This is a genomic window from Candidatus Kryptonium thompsonii (genome assembly GCF_001535985.1).
In the GTDB taxonomy this organism is placed as follows: Bacteria; Bacteroidota; Ignavibacteria; order Kryptoniales; family Kryptoniaceae; genus Kryptonium; species Kryptonium thompsonii.
Window position 1 is genome coordinate 35,693 of the sequence record NZ_CZVS01000085.1, and the last position, 16,442, is coordinate 52,134.

15 protein-coding genes and 1 tRNA gene are annotated in these 16,442 nt (G+C 36.7%); 13 read left to right on the forward strand and 3 right to left on the reverse strand.

Going from position 1 to position 16,442, the window contains the following annotated elements; genetic code table 11:
• Positions 1-124: 124 nt before the first annotated feature.
• The 5 genes from guaA to AWW78_RS09920 are packed head-to-tail and all read left to right on the forward strand — an operon-like array spanning position 125 to position 5,512.
• On the forward strand, positions 125-1,663 hold the full coding sequence (guaA, locus tag AWW78_RS09900; RefSeq protein WP_047133577.1) for a glutamine-hydrolyzing GMP synthase: 1,539 nt from the start codon (positions 125-127) through the stop codon (positions 1,661-1,663).
• 3 nt (positions 1,664-1,666) lie between these two features.
• Positions 1,667-2,536, forward strand: a complete 870-nt coding sequence (locus AWW78_RS09905; protein ID WP_047133578.1) for a tetratricopeptide repeat protein — start codon at positions 1,667-1,669, stop codon at positions 2,534-2,536.
• Positions 2,529-4,304, forward strand: a complete 1,776-nt coding sequence (locus tag AWW78_RS09910) for a penicillin-binding protein activator (RefSeq protein ID WP_047133579.1) — start codon at positions 2,529-2,531, stop codon at positions 4,302-4,304. The genes AWW78_RS09905 and AWW78_RS09910 overlap by 8 nt, the downstream gene beginning before the upstream one ends.
• Positions 4,286-5,008: a RadC family protein gene (gene radC, locus AWW78_RS09915; RefSeq protein WP_047133580.1), complete on the forward strand. Its 723-nt coding sequence runs from the start codon at positions 4,286-4,288 to the stop codon at positions 5,006-5,008. The genes AWW78_RS09910 and radC overlap by 19 nt, the downstream gene beginning before the upstream one ends.
• Before the next feature lie 21 nt (positions 5,009-5,029).
• A complete protein-coding gene (locus AWW78_RS09920) occupies positions 5,030-5,512 on the forward strand; it encodes an adenosine-specific kinase (protein ID WP_047133581.1) in 483 nt (160 codons plus the stop codon).
• 5 nt (positions 5,513-5,517) lie between these two features.
• Here AWW78_RS09920 and AWW78_RS09925 read toward each other — a convergent pair.
• Positions 5,518-5,592 (reverse strand) — tRNA-Val (locus AWW78_RS09925).
• 79 nt (positions 5,593-5,671) lie between these two features.
• Between AWW78_RS09925 and AWW78_RS09930 the strand changes: the two genes are divergently transcribed.
• Positions 5,672-6,808 carry a C40 family peptidase gene (locus AWW78_RS09930; RefSeq protein WP_047133582.1) on the forward strand — a complete coding sequence of 379 codons (1,137 nt, stop codon included), beginning with the start codon at positions 5,672-5,674 and terminating at the stop codon, positions 6,806-6,808.
• A gap of 12 nt (positions 6,809-6,820) precedes the next feature.
• A complete protein-coding gene (locus tag AWW78_RS09935; protein WP_047133583.1) occupies positions 6,821-7,993 on the forward strand; it encodes a DUF819 family protein in 1,173 nt (390 codons plus the stop codon).
• Between the two features lie 5 nt (positions 7,994-7,998).
• Here the strand turns inward: AWW78_RS09935 and nusG are convergent, their stop codons facing one another.
• Together nusG and AWW78_RS09945 are read right to left on the reverse strand one after the other, a co-directional pair.
• Positions 7,999-8,520 carry a transcription termination/antitermination protein NusG gene (nusG, locus tag AWW78_RS09940; protein ID WP_075426274.1) on the reverse strand — a complete coding sequence of 174 codons (522 nt, stop codon included), beginning with the start codon at positions 8,518-8,520 and terminating at the stop codon, positions 7,999-8,001.
• A 143-nt stretch (positions 8,521-8,663) separates the two neighbouring features.
• Positions 8,664-10,997, reverse strand: coding sequence for a GumC family protein (locus AWW78_RS09945; protein WP_047133584.1), 2,334 nt, complete (start codon positions 10,995-10,997; stop codon positions 8,664-8,666).
• A gap of 320 nt (positions 10,998-11,317) precedes the next feature.
• On the opposite strand from AWW78_RS09945, the gene flhF reads away from it, so the two are divergent.
• The 6 genes from flhF to AWW78_RS09975 all read left to right on the forward strand — a co-directional run.
• The gene (gene flhF / locus AWW78_RS09950; RefSeq protein ID WP_047133585.1) at positions 11,318-12,511 is read left to right on the forward strand and encodes a flagellar biosynthesis GTPase FlhF; all 1,194 of its coding nucleotides are present in this window, start codon (positions 11,318-11,320) and stop codon (positions 12,509-12,511) included.
• Complete coding sequence (locus AWW78_RS09955; protein WP_075426275.1) at positions 12,508-13,359, forward strand: MinD/ParA family protein; 852 nt, start codon at positions 12,508-12,510, stop codon at positions 13,357-13,359. The genes flhF and AWW78_RS09955 overlap by 4 nt, the downstream gene beginning before the upstream one ends.
• Positions 13,356-13,577, forward strand: a complete 222-nt coding sequence (locus AWW78_RS09960; protein WP_047133586.1) for a hypothetical protein — start codon at positions 13,356-13,358, stop codon at positions 13,575-13,577. The genes AWW78_RS09955 and AWW78_RS09960 overlap by 4 nt, the downstream gene beginning before the upstream one ends.
• Before the next feature lie 28 nt (positions 13,578-13,605).
• Positions 13,606-14,382, forward strand: a complete 777-nt coding sequence (locus AWW78_RS09965; protein WP_047133587.1) for a sigma-70 family RNA polymerase sigma factor — start codon at positions 13,606-13,608, stop codon at positions 14,380-14,382.
• A gap of 2 nt (positions 14,383-14,384) precedes the next feature.
• Complete coding sequence (locus tag AWW78_RS09970) at positions 14,385-15,260, forward strand: HDOD domain-containing protein (protein ID WP_047133588.1); 876 nt, start codon at positions 14,385-14,387, stop codon at positions 15,258-15,260.
• A partial coding sequence (locus AWW78_RS09975) for a sensor histidine kinase (protein ID WP_047133589.1) occupies positions 15,257-16,442 on the forward strand: 1,186 nt, incomplete at its 3' end. The genes AWW78_RS09970 and AWW78_RS09975, both read left to right, overlap by 4 nt.

Sequence of the window (16,442 nt, forward strand, 5' to 3'; positions counted from 1 at the left end):
ATTTTGTTTTGAATTTGTGAGATTTGTTAAAAATTTAATAGAAAGTGCCTCAAGAAAAAAATTTCTTGTGCAAATTTTAAAAATTTTTTTATATTAAACTAAAACTCAATGAACTCGGATATTAATGCGACCTAACGAATTCATTCTTATACTTGATTTTGGCTCCCAATATACACAGCTCATAGCAAGGAGAATAAGAGAGGCTGGCGTGTATTCTGAAATTCAACCCTTTAATTTTCCTGTTGATGAAATTGCAAAGATAAAGCCCAAAGGAATAATTTTGTCGGGTGGCCCTGCAAGTGTTTATGAAAATGGTTCTCCACAAGTCGATGTGAAATTGTTCCAGCTTGGGATTCCAGTGCTTGGGATTTGCTATGGTCTTCAGTTGATCGCTTATAAACTTGGGGGTGAGGTTGATAGGTTTGCAAAAAGAGAATATGGAAAGGCGATTTTAAAAATAGAAAAAGATGATGATCTTTTCTATGATTTAAACTCAGAGATAACAGTTTGGATGAGTCATGGAGATGCTCTTGTGAAAGCACCACCTGGATTTGAAGTTATAGCGCAAACAGAAAATTCCCCAATCTGTGTGATACGAAACAGGGAAAAGAAAATTTACGGTGTTCAATTTCATCCTGAGGTTGTGCATACTGAAAAGGGATTTGAGATATTGAAAAATTTTGTGTACAGAATTTGTCAATGCCAAGGTGGATGGAACGCTGAATTTTTCATTGAAAATGAGATAAAGGAGATAAGAGAAACGGTCAAAGATAAAAAAGTTATGTGTGCCGTAAGCGGTGGAGTTGATTCAACAGTGCTCGCTGTTTTACTTAACAGGGCTATCGGTGAAAATTTAATCGCAATTTATATTGATAATGGTTTAATGCGACGAAACGAAGGGAAAGAAATAGTTGAAATGTTTAAACAGCTTGGAATTAAAGTTTATTATATTGATGCTGGTGAAATTTTTCTTAAAAGATTGTGCAATGTAATTGATCCAGAAGAAAAAAGGAAAATTATTGGGCATACATTTATTGAAGTTTTTGAACAAGAGGCTGAGAAATTTAAAGATGTTGAATTTCTTGCGCAGGGAACTTTATATCCTGATGTAATTGAGTCAACTTCTTACAGGGGACCTTCAGCAAAGATAAAAACGCATCACAATGTTGGAGGACTTCCTGAAAAGATAAGATTTAAATTGATAGAACCGTTCAGAGAACTTTTCAAGGATGAAGTGAGACGGATTGGAAAAGCACTTGGGCTTAGTGATGAGATATTAAATCGACATCCGTTCCCAGGTCCAGGTCTTGCTGTTAGGGTAATTGGCGAAGTTACACCTGAAAAACTTGAGATTTTGAGAAGTGCCGATGAAATTTTGATTGAAGAGATAAGAAATGCAAATCTTTATGATAAAATCTGGCAAGCGTTTGCTGTGCTTTTACCAGTGCGATCGGTTGGAGTTATGGGGGACGAGAGAAGTTATGAATATGTTATAGCTTTAAGGGTTGTAACGAGCCAAGATGGGATGACGGCTGATTGGGTGAGGTTACCATATGATGTGCTTGAAAAAATCTCCGCAAGGATCGTAAATGAAGTTAATGGGGTTAACAGGGTTGTTTATGACATAACCACAAAACCCCCAGCAACAATTGAATGGGAGTGAAAAATGTTAAGTGCGACCATAAGAAAATCTTTGGAGAAGGCAAGAAAATATTTTGACTCAGGCAAGGTTCTGCATTCGATGCAGATTTATCATAGACTTATAAGTGAATATCCAAGTTTCGTTGAGGCTTATATTGAACTCGCTTTTATCTACATAAAACTTGGCAAGGAAAACAGCGCTGAAAAATTATTGAGAAAGGCGTATGAACTTGAACCGAATAATGAAGAAGTTCTCTTTATGCTTGGGAACATATGTCTTAGATCAAAAAGGTTTGATGAGGCGATAAAATTTTACATACCGCTTTTATCTCTTGATTACCCAGTTGTTCATTATAATCTTGGGCTTGCATATTATCATAAGGGAAATTATCTTGAAGCGGAAGCAGAATTTAAAAAAGTTTTAAAGCTTGATCCTGATTTTCCAAAGGCGTTTGAATCGCTTGGGGAGATACTTATAAAACTTGGCAATTACAAAGAAGCGATTGATTACTTACAACGGGGCATAAAGAGGGAGCCATATAACTACACCCTTTATCATTTGCTTGCAATTTCATATTGGAATCTTGGCGAGCTTAATGAAGCTAAAAGGGCTATTGAAACTGCGATTGATCTTGAACCCAATAAGGCAGTTCTATGGGAAATATGTGGTGAGATCTCACTTGAGCTTGGGGAGATAGAGGAAGCTGAAAGGTATTTTAATCGAGCTATCCAACTCGATGGAAGCCTTGTTGACTCGTTTATAAATCTTGGTTTGATTTACAAATATCGTGGTGATAACAACGAAGCAGATAAGTTTTTCAATGAAGCGCTGAGGATTGATCCGAATGCTAAATTCAAAATAGATGAAAAACTTAAGCTTTTGAAAAATGGTTAGATTCTTGCGTGTGGCTTTGCTTTTATTTTTTGTTAGCTTTACACTTTTAGGACAGGGCGAAAAAATTTACAATCCAGTTGCTGATTCGCTTTTTAAATCTGGACTCGATTTCTTTAAACTTGGTTTAAATGCACGCATCGTTCAGGCTGACACGGCTGGTTTTAGATATTTTTTAAATGCTTATTCAAATTTCGATTCTGTTATTTCACTTGGTTTGAATCATCGCACGACGGCAAGCTACATCATGGCATCAAAATCGCTTTGTTATCTTGACAGGTATAGAGATGCGGAAAAGCTTTTGAAGAAATTTGTTAATGAGTTCCCGACGAGTGATTATATCGAAGATGCTTTTTACACGCTTGCTTTGATCTATTCTAAATTCGGCAACTTTAAGGAAGCCATACTTAAGCTCGATCGAGCGATCTCAAAATCAAAACACGAAAAATCAAAATATGTTGAAATCGCTTCCGTTATAATTGATTCGCTTTCTTTTGATGAACTTAACGAGATTGAAAAATTTGAGTTGACTCCAGAGATAAGGTACTTGGTTGTGATGCGAATTTCGAATAACCTTATCTCATCTGGAAAGATAGAAAATTCAAAAAAATATGTTTCGGAACAGCTAAGATATTTTAGTGGGACAGAATTTTATGGAAAGTTGTTGTATCGAATTAACTACTTTGATCGACTTCTTATTCGTCCTAAGGTGAAAATCGGGGTTTTGCTTCCCAAGGGGCAAAGTTTGAGCGAGTCAATTTTAAATGGTGTAGAAGTAGCAATTGATGAGCATAACATGAGTTCAAATCCAAAGGTTGGCATTGAAGTCAGATATTATACAAATGAGGATGTCGATCAGAAATTGTTAAGTTTCAAAAATTATCCTGATCTTTTGGGTATAATTGGTCCAATTTATAGCGAGGATGTTGAACTTTGTGCAAGATTTGGGGATCAAGTCAAAATACCAATAATTTCTCCGACGGCGACATCAGATGGTTTAACTAAATTAAGCCGTTACATTTTTCAATTTAACTCAAATTATTCACTTCGCTCAAGGGCGCTGGCGCAGTTTGCAATTTTCGCCCTTGGATTGAAGCACTTTCTTATTTTAGCTCCAAATGATAAAATGATAAAACCTTTTGTTGATGCTTTTGTTGACGAGGTCAAGAAAAATTCAGCAAGTGTGCTTGGAATACAATTTTACAATCCCGATGAGACTGATCTTCGTCCCTATTTTAGGAATTTTATTGCAGGAGTTGAATCACTCAAGGTTTCGCTTCAAGATGTTTCTTCCGGTGAAGTTGGTTTATTTGCACCAATTTTAAATCCTGATTTTATCGGTATAATTTCCTCGCAAATTTATTATCACGATATTAAAGTCAAAATACTAGGTAACGATGTGTGGAACAACTTTGACGAACTTTACATGAACAGAAGATATACGGATGGCGTTATTTTCACAAGCGGGCAATACATTGATTTTAATAGCCCCTCATTTGAAGCATTTGCAAAATTATTTAAGGAAAAGTTTCAAAAGGAGCCAGATGAATTTTCGGTTTATGGCTATGATGTGACTCGATTGCTTTTAAAAATAATTAGCGAGGGCAAACTGACAGCTGATGAGGTTTACGCAGGGTTGAAAAAATATGAAACAGTTGGTATTGGGCGTGATATAGTTTTTAACGATGATAGGGTTAATAACTCAGTTTCAATCCTTGTCTTTAAGGACAATCTAATAAGGAGAATATCACAATGGACGGTGGCACAATAAAATATGACTCAGATGATAACTATAGGCTTCGGATAAAAGATTTACCGCTTGAAACAAGACCACGGGAGAAGTTTATAAAGTATGGGGCTCGCTCAGTTTCAAATGCCGAACTTCTTGCCATTTTAATTGGCTCGGGTACGAAGAAAATATCTGCTATAGACCTTGCGAATAAAATTTTATCTGATGCTGGAAGTTTGCGTGAACTTGCTCGTAAAGACCTGAGCGACTTGAAAAAATATAAAGGTATAGGACTAAAGAAAGCTGTGGTGATTTCGGCTGCGTTTGAACTTTCAAGGAGAATTCAATCTGAATCCGCTTTGGAAAAACCGCAAATCATGTCCCCAGAAGATGTAGCTAAAATTTTCATCCCCCGACTTTCTGATCTTAAAAAAGAAATTTTAATCGTTATACTTCTTAACACAGCAAATAGAATACTTAAAGATGTCGTTGTATCCGAGGGGAATTTGAATTCAAGTATAATTCACCCAAGGGAAGTGTTTAAACCAGCCATTGATGAACTTGCTGCAAGCATAATTCTTGTGCATAACCATCCAAGTGGAAATCCCGAACCAAGTAAAATGGATATTGAAGTGACGAAACAAATCTATCAAGCGGGTGAAATCTTGGGGATAAAACTTCTTGATCATATCATAATTGCTGGTGATAAATTTAAAAGCTTAGCTCAACTTGGAATAATAAAGTAAAAATAAACTGGGGGTGAAGTTATGGAGTTAAAAATTGTGAAAATTGAAAAGCCAGACAACATCAATTTTATACTTGGTCAGGCACACTTTATAAAAACTGTAGAAGATTTGTATGAAGCAATTGTCACAACTCAACCACATTTGAAGTTTGGAATAGCGTTTTGCGAATCTTCTGGACCGGCTCTTGTCAGATGGGCTGGAAATGATGATGCTATGATTGAACTTGCAAAGAAGAACGCTTTAAATCTTTCTGCAGGGCACTCGTTTATCATTTTTATGGATAACGGTTATCCGATAAATATCTTAAATGCGATTAAAATGGTTCCAGAGGTGTGCAGAATCTTTTGTGCAACTGCAAATCCAGTTGAAGTTGTAATAGCAGAAACAGAACAGGGGCGTGGGATTCTTGGTGTAATTGATGGACTTAAGACCAAAGGGATTGAGGGTGAGGAGGATATTCAAAAGAGGAAAGAATTTTTGAGAAAAATTGGATATAAATTTTAAACTTGTGGGCGGTAGAGGATTCGAACCTCTGGCCTCCACCTTGTAAGGGTGGCGCTCTAAACCAACTGAGCTAACCGCCCAAGTTCAATTTAAAAATAACAAAAAAGTTTTTTTAAACAAAATCTAATTTACATTTAAAATAAGCAAAAGGAGCAGGTTATGATAAGAAAAATTTTGTGCCTTCTTGCCTTTGCCTTACCGCTTTTCTCTCAAGAGAAAGTTGAAAGTGTATATGAAAACTTAATTCGGGAGATTTCGCAGAAATATGTTCCCGATAAAAGGGTTGATGTTTTTGAGGTTGTAATTTATAGGCAAGGTGATGCTTTGATATCAAAGGGCGAAACGACAGTAGAAAAGGCAAAAGCGGAATTAATTTTGAAATTAAAACAACTTTCTCCAAATGTGGTTGATAGCATTATTGTCTTACCATCTCCGGAGCTTGGCAATAAGATATATGGGGTTGTATCCGTGAGCGTTGCGAATATGAGGTCAAAACCTATGCATCAAGCTGAGCTTGTCAATCAAGTTTTGATGGGAAGCAATGTTAAGATATTAAAACGACATGGTTATTGGTATTTCGTTCAAACAGAGCCACCCGAAAGCTATCTTGGATGGGTTGAAGAAGAAGGGTTGAAAATTTTTAATTTAAGTGAATTCGAAGAATGGAAAAGGATAAAAAAGATAATTTTTGTCGATTACTTCGGTTTCGTCTATTCTCAAAAAGATAAAAAATCTATCCCAGTTAGTGACCTTGTTATGGGTGATGTTCTTGGTGTTGAAAAATATGAAGGGGAATGGGTTGGTGTTGTTCTACCCGATGGTAGAAGAGGATATGTTGAAAAAGCTCAGATTGATGATTTAGAAAAATGGAGAAAAAGTTTAAGTTTGAGCACAAGCAGTATAATTAACACCGCTAAAAAGTTTGTTGGTTTTCCTTACCTTTGGGGTGGAACAAGTGTTAAGGGGTTTGACTGTTCAGGTTTCACTAAGATCGTTTTCAAGATTAATGGCTTTGAGCTTCCACGGGATGCGGATCAACAATCTCGCCTTGGCGTTGAAATTGACCCAGGGAAAGACTTTGAAAATTTAAAGCCGGGTGATTTGCTATTTTTTGGTCAAAAGTCTGAGGATGGAAAACCCGAAAAAATCACGCATGTTGGTATTTATCTTGGGAATAAGGAATTTATTCATTGTTCTGGAAAAGTTAGCATTGATAGCTTTGACCCGAAAGCGCCAAATTTTAATGAATATAGATATAAAACATTTGTCAAAGCAAAGCGATTAATTGAAAAATAAAATTGTCATAAATTGCTCACAAATCCAACCGAAATTTTTGGGTATCTTGTTTTTTTAATTTTTGTGATTTATAAGGCAAGCAATGTAAAATTCTTATCGAAATTTTTTAAGTATCTCCCGCCTGTAATTTGGGTTTATTTCCTTCCAATGCTTTCATCAGCGGTTGGCATAATTCCAAGGGAGTCTGAGTTTTACGTTTGGACAAGAACTTATCTTTTGCCTTCTGCGCTTGCTTTGCTTTTGCTTTCTGCCAATATACCTGTTGTGGTAAAACTCGGTTTCAAGGCTATAATTATGTTTTTTACTGGCTCGTTTGGTATTATCATTGGTGGTCCAATAGTTATGCTAATTTTTAAACATTGGCTGCCGGTAGATGCATGGAAGGGTATTGGTGCATTATCTGGAAGTTGGATCGGTGGAAGCGCGACAATGCTTGCAGTAGCTCAAAGCATCGGGACGCCCGAGTCGCTTCTTGCACCATTGATAGTTGTCGATACCGTAGTTGGTTATGGATGGATGGGTGTTGTCATATTTTTATCAGCATATCAGGATAAGGTTGATGAATTTAATCGCGTTGATAAAACAATTTTGGTGGAATTAAATAAAAAAGTCCAAGAGTTAAAAGAATCTAAAAAGAGATTCTTAAATTTTATCGATTTTGCAACTATGATTTTTATCGCGTTTGCAGTTGGAATTTTGTCTTTAAAAGCTGGAAATTTATTACCTGAGATAGGCGTGATAATAACTCACTATACATGGGGAATTATAATTGCAACTTCGATCGGCGTCATCTTATCTTTTACTAAATTGTCAGAACTTGAACATTCCGGCTCGACTCATGTTGGAAACTTTATGCTTTATCTTTTGCTTGCCTCGGTCGGTGCAAGAGCCAATATTCAGGGCATATTTGATACTCCCGTTTTTATGCTTATGGGCGTTATTTGGATATTAATACATGCGACATGTTTATTTGTTGTCGGTAGATTGATAAAAGCTCCAATGTTTTTAATGGCGACAAGCAGTCAAGCCAACATCGGAGGTCCCGTCACGGCTCCAATTGTTGCCTCAGTTTATCAAAGTGCACTTGCTCCCGTCGGTCTCCTTATGGCAGTTGCCGGAAATATATTCGGAATCTATGGCGGACTTCTCTGTTCCCAACTTTGCTATCTGGTATCAAAGCTATGAATTTTCTACTCCAAATCCTCTGGGTCAATTTTGCGAAGTAAAAATTTATGAATTTCTGCCTTAACTTGATAATCCATAGAGATTAACATAACTATTGCCTTCGTAGTGCTAACTTTCTCAACGACGCCGACAAAACCTTTTAACGGACCGTCAACCACGACTATATAATCCCCTGGACAAAACTCTTCCAAGGTGCAATTTTCAGGAATATAAATATGGTTATTTCCATTTATTCTTTCCTTTATGGTTTCAACGATTGATTCTTTGATTGGTTTTGGTCTGCCATTAACACCCAAAATTTTCCTTACCCCTCGCGTGTAGATGACAAGGTCAAATAAACTCGGACTTAATTTTGCAAAGACATAACAGGGGAAAAGCGGAACGGTGACTTTTTTTCTTTTTTCTCTGACGATGCGAATCTCTTGAATTTTTGGGTTAAAGACTTCGATGTTGGCAGAACTTAAATATAATTCAACAAGATTTTCCTGCTTTGATTTAGTTTGAAGGACATACCAATTTAGTTCCATCTTTTTTGCCAGCACCTCCAATATAGTTTATTTTCAAAGCGAAAAAATTTTCACCTTAATTATTTAAAAATCAATCCCGCCGTTTAAGAGAATTAAAATCTTTACTGATTAGGCGGTTTTGATTATCCCACTGCTACTTAATCTTAAGCGTTTCCCTCGCCCTTTTCTCTATCTGCCCCGTAATAGTCATAATATCTATAGTAGCGGTAGTATCTGTAGTAAGTCCCGTATGTTGCACTTGCATCAAAGTTATTTAATAGAACACCGATTACATTGCCTTCCACTCGTTGGATCATTTCGCGGGCTTTGTCAAGCACATCAATTTCTGTTTTTCCGGCTGAGGCAACAAGCAGAACACCATCGACTTGATTTGCGAGAATTAGTGCATCCGCTACCGCAACAAGTGGTGGCGTGTCGAAAACAACAAGGTCGTAATTTGATTTAAGATATTCAACGAATTTTTTCATCTTTTCTGAGCCAAGTAGCTCAGATGGATTTGGTGGTACAACACCGCAAGGAATAAGGTAAAGATTTTCAATATCTGTTTTTCTAAAAATCTCGTCTAGTTCAGCTCTATCGAATAGATAATCCGTAAGGCCAGGTTCTCTTTTGACTCCGAAAACCCTGTGCAGCACAGGACGTCTTAAATCTGTGTCAATGAGAACAGTTTTCAGATTTGCCTTTGCCATTGTAATTGCAAGATTTGAGGCAGTTGTTGATTTCCCTTCTTTGGGTGCACCGCTTGCAACGACAATTGATTTAATTTTTCTATCAAGCTTTGCAAATTGAATTCCTGTTCTCAAGACTCTATAAGCCTCCGCAACTGGTGACTTTGGATTAAGGTGAGTTATCAAATGAGCAGCTATATTTCTACCTTCATCTTTCTTTAATTGTTTACCGTCAAGTTTAGCTTCAACTTCAATTACGGGTATGGCCGATAGCACTGTGAAACCACGTTTTTCAAGTTGCTCAGGCGATCTCACCGTTCTATCGAAGAATTCTCTGACGAAAACAATCATCACACCTAATCCAAGCCCCAAAACGATGCCTATTATCAAATTCAAATGAACTTTTGGACTTACAGGCTTTATCCCCGGAGTTGCATAGTCAATTATTTGAACATATCCAAATTGTGAACGCTCTGCGATCATTGCTTCTTGATATTTTTCCTCAATCAAAAGGTAAAGTTTTTCATTGCTTAATCTTGTGCGCTCAAGTCGAGCATAATCAATTAGCTTTGATGGTATTGTTTCAAACTTCTTATTAAGTTGCTCGATCAGCCTATCAAGTTCTTTTTTCCTTGCCTCATAAGCACTCATTTCAATCTCAGTGAGCAGAATTTTTTGCTTCAACTCCTTAACAAATCCAGTTGGATCATATGACTGTGTCCCTGGGCTTCCTGAGCTTGCAAACCCAATCTTCAAAAATTCGGATATTTTATCCTGCAGTTTCTTTCTTAACGAAGCAAGTTGTTCATCAATTTCTCTTAAACTCTTATTTAAAACCTCCTGGCTTCCGACTTTTGGATTTTGGGCGATTATTTGATCTCTTGTTACCTCAAGTTTTGCTATTTCTTCTTGCAGGTATTTTATGTATGGATCGAGCGCCTCTGTTGCAACCTTTACAAATTCTGGTTCGATTTGTTTTATCTGTTCAAGGTATGAATCCAGTTTTCTCTTCGCAGATGATATATCAACGATGGTTTCACCGCGCTTTGACTCAAGGTCTGAAAGCTGTTTGATAAGCTCTTTTGATTCCTCATCAAGCGCCACTACACCAGCTTGTTTCATATAATTTTCAAGTTGAGCTTCCGCTTGGCTCAAGAGTTTCTTCTTTTCGGCAAGTTGTTCCTCAAGGAACATTCTTACGCTTCTCGATTCATTTCTGCTCATCATAAGGTTCCTCTCATAGTAGGAATCCGCGAAGGTATTAGCAATTAAAGCCGCTTCTTTAGGGTTTTTGCTTCTAACTGTAATTTTAATTATGTCGGCATCACGGGGGGATTCAATTTTAACATCCTCTTTAAATCTCTCAAGGATTGTTTCAATTTTTGCAAATGGCTTTATTCCTTCTTTCAGTTCTTTTTTCGATGGGAGTATCACAAGGATTGTGTCTTTCTTATTTTCAGGATCAACATAAACTCTTTCGATCAACTTCTTTGCTACCGCCTCGGCAAGTGAACGACTTTTTAGTATCTCTATCTCATTTTTAATATTTCTTTGCTCCGATAGCCCAGTTATATCAAATGCCTCTGTTAACCCTACCCCCTTTTTCCCTTTTTCTATCAAAACCACGGCTGTTGATTCATAAATTGGGTCCTGCATAAATGTAAATGTCGCTGTTGCAAGAACAACCAAAATAAACACGAGAATTATGAGCCATTTGCCTCTGTAAAGAACTTGTATAACTTCGTATAAATTAATAGTCTCTTCTTCAGTTTGAAAAAAAGTTTGCCCGTTAGTATTTATTTTTTCCATGGATTTTTAAGAACAAGTTTTGTTTTTACCCGTAATTTCACATCAAACTCAATATAAAAATTTTAAAAATAAAAGTCAAGAGCGGGTAATAAACCTCGCAAATTAATTTACTAACCTATGGTAGCTAATTTTGTGATGGGGATTACAATTCTCTGCATTGTGTAAAAATCCGCGCCATCTGTTCAATATTAGCCATTTTTTTAAAGTTAGATGCTTTTGAAATTGAAGAAGTTTAAGGAAATCATAAGGGTAGAAGTTATGGCACAGCCTTTGAAATAGTATAAATTTGAAGTTAAACAAAAGCACAAATGGAAATTTAAATGAGGATTAAAAAGTTTGTTGCACCAACGCTAAAGGAAGCCACTGAAATCATGAAAAGGGAGCTTGGGGAAGATGCGATAGTTCTCGGCACGAGAAGGATTAAACAGCCTGGAATTTTTGGCTTTTTGAAGCCAGAGATGATAGAGATTGTCGGCGCAGTTGAGGATGAGAAAATTTTTAAACATAAAAGCAACGGTGAAGATATTTCTGGGAACACAGTTGATCTTTTGAAGAAAATGAGCAAGGATATTGAAGCGAGGCGGAAAAATTCAGGCGAAGAAATAGACGCAGAATCATTTGAGAGGTATGATTATAGTGAGATAAAAAGCGAGATTGAGGAAGTAAAACAGGCATTAAATCAGATAACTGAGCATTTAAAGTATAAAAGCTCAATTCAATATCCTGCGGCTTTGAGAAAGGCATTTGTTAATCTGATTGAGAAAGAAGTTGAAGAGGGGCTTGCAAATAAAATTGCCCGCGCGGTGCTTACGAATTTGAGTGGGGATGAGTTAAGGAACGAAAAGAGGGTCGAGGAGGAAATAATAAAAATAATTTCGGAGTTGGTGAAATTTTCAAAGCCAGTTAAACCTGTCCGAAGAAAAACATTTGTGCTTGCATTTGTTGGACCAACAGGGGTTGGAAAAACGACAACAGTTGCAAAATTGGCAGCAATTTATAGGCTATTTGAAAATGCAAAGGTGGCGCTGATCTCAGCGGATACCTATAGAATAGCGGCAATTGAACAGCTTCAAACATTTGCAAATATCGCAAACATCCCAATGGATGTCGCTTATACTCCAGAGGACATGGCACGCCTTGTGAGAAAGCACCAAGACAAAGATATAATTTTGATTGATACGGTTGGAAGAAACCAAAGGCAATCAGAGCACATTTTTGAGCTTGCAAAGTTTATAAAAAGTGCTGATCCTGATGAGGTGCACCTTGTTCTAAGCGCAACATCAAGTTATAAAAATATGATCGATGTTTACAATCGATTTAAGGTTTTGGTTCCAAATAGATTGCTGTTTTCAAAGGTAGATGAAGCTATTTGTTTGGGTTATATTCTTAACATGGCTTACAAGACAAAGCTCCCACTTTCGTATATCACAACTGGTCAAAATGTTCCTGATGATATAGCAGTTGCTGAGCCGAAGGTGATCGCAAACTTAATTTATAAGGAAGTTTTGTTATGATCGTTGATCAAGCTGAAAAGTTAAGAAGCATTGTTTCTGAAAGAATAAACCAGCGAAGCCGATCCGCACATGTAATCGCAGTTGGAAGTGGCAAAGGTGGCTGTGGGAAAACAAATATAACATTAAACCTTGGATTGATCTTAAGTAAAAATAAGAAAAAAGTTTTAATCTATGATGCAGACCTTAACCTTGCAAACATGGATATTTTGCTTGGCATCACACCGAAATTTAGATTTCTTGATTTCATCCGTGGTGAGGTTGGAATTGAAGATGTTTTAATTGAAATAAGGGAAAACCTTAAACTTATTCCTGCCAATTCAGGAGTTGTAAATTTCCCTAAAATCTCAGGCGAAAGATTAATTCAGGTTATTAATGAAGTTTTAAATTTTGAGGAAAAGTTTGATTTCATTCTAATTGATACCCCAGCTGGAATATCGGAAGAAGTTATAAAACTTCTTGGCTTCTCGGATGATTATATACTTGTTGTTACGCCTGAGCCCACTTCAGTTATGGATGCGTATGCGGTTATAAAGATTGTTTATTACCAAACTGGAAAAGCAAATGCAAAGCTAATTGTCAACAATGTCAACGGCTCTGTAGATCCATCAGATATTGCAAATAGGTTATCACTTGCAGCGGAAAAATTTCTTGGTGTGCGAGTAGATTATATTGGTTCAGTTCCTACTGACTTTGTCGTCCCCAAGTCCGTAATGATGCAGAAACCATTCGTTGAGGCATTCCCAAGATCCGCAGCTTCCATCGCTTTAAATAAAATTGCAATGAAACTTTTATCCCTTAATGGAGTTAAAAAGCAAAACTCATTTTTCGGGAGGTTAATGGAGCTATGAGAGCTGTGATATTTCAAATAGGCTTACTTTTATTTTTTGTTTCAATTGTAACTCTATGGTTGCAGGGAATGGACATAATAATTGCCCTTGCTAAATCTTTTATCTTGTTCGTTATGTCAACATTAATGATGTTTTTGATAGCGTATTTATTTGTCTTTTTGAAAAAGGGTGAGGTTGGGAAAGATGAGATTTCAAATTCAAATGGTTTAAAAAGCTGAAGCGTTAAAAATTTACAGGGATTAGAAGATGTTTGCGGATTCTATCAATAGGGAACAAAGTGAAACGCCAGAAAATCTTCTCAAAATTTACAGGAAGAGCCGTGATCCTGAGATAAAGAAAAAGTTGATGGCATTTTACATCAATTTTGTAAGGGGAATTGTCCGAAAGATGGGGTTGAGCTATGCTGGTGCGTTGCTTGGGGAAGAAGACCTTGTTAACATCGGGATGATTGGTTTGAGTGATGCGATTGATAAGTTTGACCCTTCGGTTGGGGTTAAATTTGAAACATATGCTTATACAAGAATTAGGGGTAGTATAATTGACGAGATAAGGAGGATAGATAATCTTCCAAGGTCTGTGAGAAATAAAATTGATCAAATAGACAGAGCCAGGATAAGGGTTGAGAATAAAGTTGGGGACATAGCGGGGAATTCACTCATTGCAGATGAGGCGGGTTTGACAATTGAGGAATATAATCAAATTACGGCGCTTGAGCATGCATCGAAAAATATATCTTTCAACTTAACAGTTGGTGAAAGCACAGAACTTGGTGAGTTTGTTAAAAGCGAGGATAAAAATCCAGAGGAAAATTTGATTGAAAATGAAATTAAGCAGGCGATATCTGAGGAATTGAAGAAGCTCTCGGAGAAGGAACGATTGGTTCTTGTGCTTTATTATTACGAAGAGTTAACATTCAAAGAGATCGCTGATGTCTTGAAATTAAGCGAATCGAGGATATCGCAATTGCATTCAAATGCTTTGAAAAAAATTCGCGCTTCATTGAAAAGCAAATTCGCATTTTAAATATGGCTAGCATAAAGCAAAGAATTCAAAACATACTTCAACTTGTTCCGTTCCCAGCGGTTGCTATGGAGGTTATTCGGCTTGTTGATAATCCAAAAACAAGTGCAGCTAAACTTGGAGAGGTGATCTCACAAGATCAAGCTCTTGCAGCCAAGGTTTTAAAAGTTGCAAACTCTCCATTTTATGGTTTTCCGAAGCAAATATCAACGATTAATTTCGCCATCGTTGTTCTTGGGTTTGAAACGCTTAAGGAGATTGTTCTAAGTGTTTCGCTTGCTAGTTCACTCGCAAATAAACTTGATAAAGATTTTGACCTTGAAAAGTTCTGGAGGCATTCCCTTCTCGTAGGGATAACGACAAAGCATTTGGCTAAAGATTTTGGATACAGGGTTTCAGGCGAAGCTTTTACCGCTGGGCTTTTGCACGATATCGGGATTTTGGTCATAGCCCAGTATTTTAAAAAAGAATTTAAAGAGATCGTTCAAATTGGGAGAAAGCGTGAATTTCCTTTTGAGCAAATAGAACGAAGATTTCTTGACAATTCAACACACTACGAGATCGGCTCATGGCTTGCTGAAAAGTGGAATTTTCCAGAGCAACTTGTTGAGGCAATATCGTTTCATCATCAGCCGCATTTGGCGCCAAGAAATTCAATTCTGCCATCGCTTGTTTACTTAGCCGAATATACTTGTGCCAAGATGGGAATTTTTAACATTAATTATGGCGATCATGACGAATTTTTTGATGAAAATTTTAACAATGTACTTGAAGTTTTAAAACTCGATGTAAACTTCTTGAATGACGGTTTCTTTGAGTTGTATAAAGCAAAAATTCGAACTGACTTTGCTAAGAACCAAATTTTTTCTGATGAATTATGAAACGAAGAAATTTTAGGACTGGTGATCCTGAAATAATTGAAGAGCTCCTGCCACAAATTGAGAAGTTCATCGAGTCTCGTGAAATTTATATTAAAGCACTTGAAAGAACAGTTGAACTTTTGAAAAGGGAGATCGATTTAAAATCAAGGGCGACAAGTGATTTTAAAGACTCAATTGATGAAATTCTATTAATCCAGCGATTATCAACCAAGATAAGCACAGCTCTAAACCCTGAGGATATAGTAACAGAACTTATTGAACTCACAAGGCAGGTGATACCTGTAATAGATTGCAATGTTTATGTTTATGATGGGGAGTCGAAGTGCTTTAAAAAACTTTCGGATCGTGGTGGTGAATATCTTGACAAAATTATGGAGGTATATATTGAAGATGGTATAGTTGATTATGTGTTGAGGGAAAAAAGAAGCATTGTTTTGCCTGATATAAATACATCACTTGATGAGTTTGATGAGAAAAATTTTGTCATAGTTCCGCTGGTGTTAAGAAACGAAGGGATTGGGATTTATTTAATTCACACCAATAAAAAACAGATTGATTTCACAAATCAAATTTTGCTTTTGCTATCGATTCTTGCTAATCAAACAGCCGTCGCAGTTGAAAATTCAAAAAATTATAATGCTCTTTTAAAAGCAAATGAGGAGTTAAAAATAACGCAAGCGCAAATGATTCAAGCAGCGAAACTCGCAGCTGTTGGTGAGCTTGCTGGTGGAATTGCACATGAGATAAATAACCCGCTTCAAATCTTGCTTGGACACATCCAACTTATACAAATTGGGCGTGATTTGCCGAAAAGAATTGAAATAGTTAGAGAACAAGTTGAGAAAATCGCGCAGATAACGAGAAGACTTTTGAACTTTTCAAGAAAAGTTCCAGAGGATTTCAAATTTGAGCCAGTTAATATCAACTTCGCCATTCAGGAGATATTGACGCTTGTCAGTTATCAGTTTAAATACAATGATATTGAGGTTGTTTTAAAACTTGATCCCGCGTTGCCATTAATTTATGGGAACAAGGTTTATTTGCAGCAAGTCTTTTTGAATTTGATGATAAATGCAAAAGATGCTATGCAAAACGGAGGCAAGCTTACAATTGAAACGCTTTCCGAAGGTGGAAATGTTGTGATAAAGTTTACAGATACAGGTATTGGGATACCACCAGAGA

Bases quoted from the DNA above. Each gene is read 5' to 3' on its own strand.
- guaA (WP_047133577.1), top strand. From the start codon at position 125: ATGCGACCTAACGAATTCATTCTTATACTTGATTTTGGCTCCCAATAT.
- AWW78_RS09905 (WP_047133578.1), top strand. From the start codon at position 1,667: ATGTTAAGTGCGACCATAAGAAAATCTTTGGAGAAGGCAAGAAAATAT.
- AWW78_RS09910 (WP_047133579.1), top strand. From the start codon at position 2,529: ATGGTTAGATTCTTGCGTGTGGCTTTGCTTTTATTTTTTGTTAGCTTT.
- radC (WP_047133580.1), top strand. From the start codon at position 4,286: ATGGACGGTGGCACAATAAAATATGACTCAGATGATAACTATAGGCTT.
- AWW78_RS09920 (WP_047133581.1), top strand. From the start codon at position 5,030: ATGGAGTTAAAAATTGTGAAAATTGAAAAGCCAGACAACATCAATTTT.
- AWW78_RS09930 (WP_047133582.1), top strand. From the start codon at position 5,672: ATGATAAGAAAAATTTTGTGCCTTCTTGCCTTTGCCTTACCGCTTTTC.
- nusG (WP_075426274.1), bottom strand. From the start codon at position 8,520: ATGGAACTAAATTGGTATGTCCTTCAAACTAAATCAAAGCAGGAAAAT.
- AWW78_RS09945 (WP_047133584.1), bottom strand. From the start codon at position 10,997: ATGGAAAAAATAAATACTAACGGGCAAACTTTTTTTCAAACTGAAGAA.
- flhF (WP_047133585.1), top strand. From the start codon at position 11,318: ATGAGGATTAAAAAGTTTGTTGCACCAACGCTAAAGGAAGCCACTGAA.
- AWW78_RS09955 (WP_075426275.1), top strand. From the start codon at position 12,508: ATGATCGTTGATCAAGCTGAAAAGTTAAGAAGCATTGTTTCTGAAAGA.
- AWW78_RS09960 (WP_047133586.1), top strand. From the start codon at position 13,356: ATGAGAGCTGTGATATTTCAAATAGGCTTACTTTTATTTTTTGTTTCA.
- AWW78_RS09965 (WP_047133587.1), top strand. From the start codon at position 13,606: ATGTTTGCGGATTCTATCAATAGGGAACAAAGTGAAACGCCAGAAAAT.
- AWW78_RS09970 (WP_047133588.1), top strand. From the start codon at position 14,385: ATGGCTAGCATAAAGCAAAGAATTCAAAACATACTTCAACTTGTTCCG.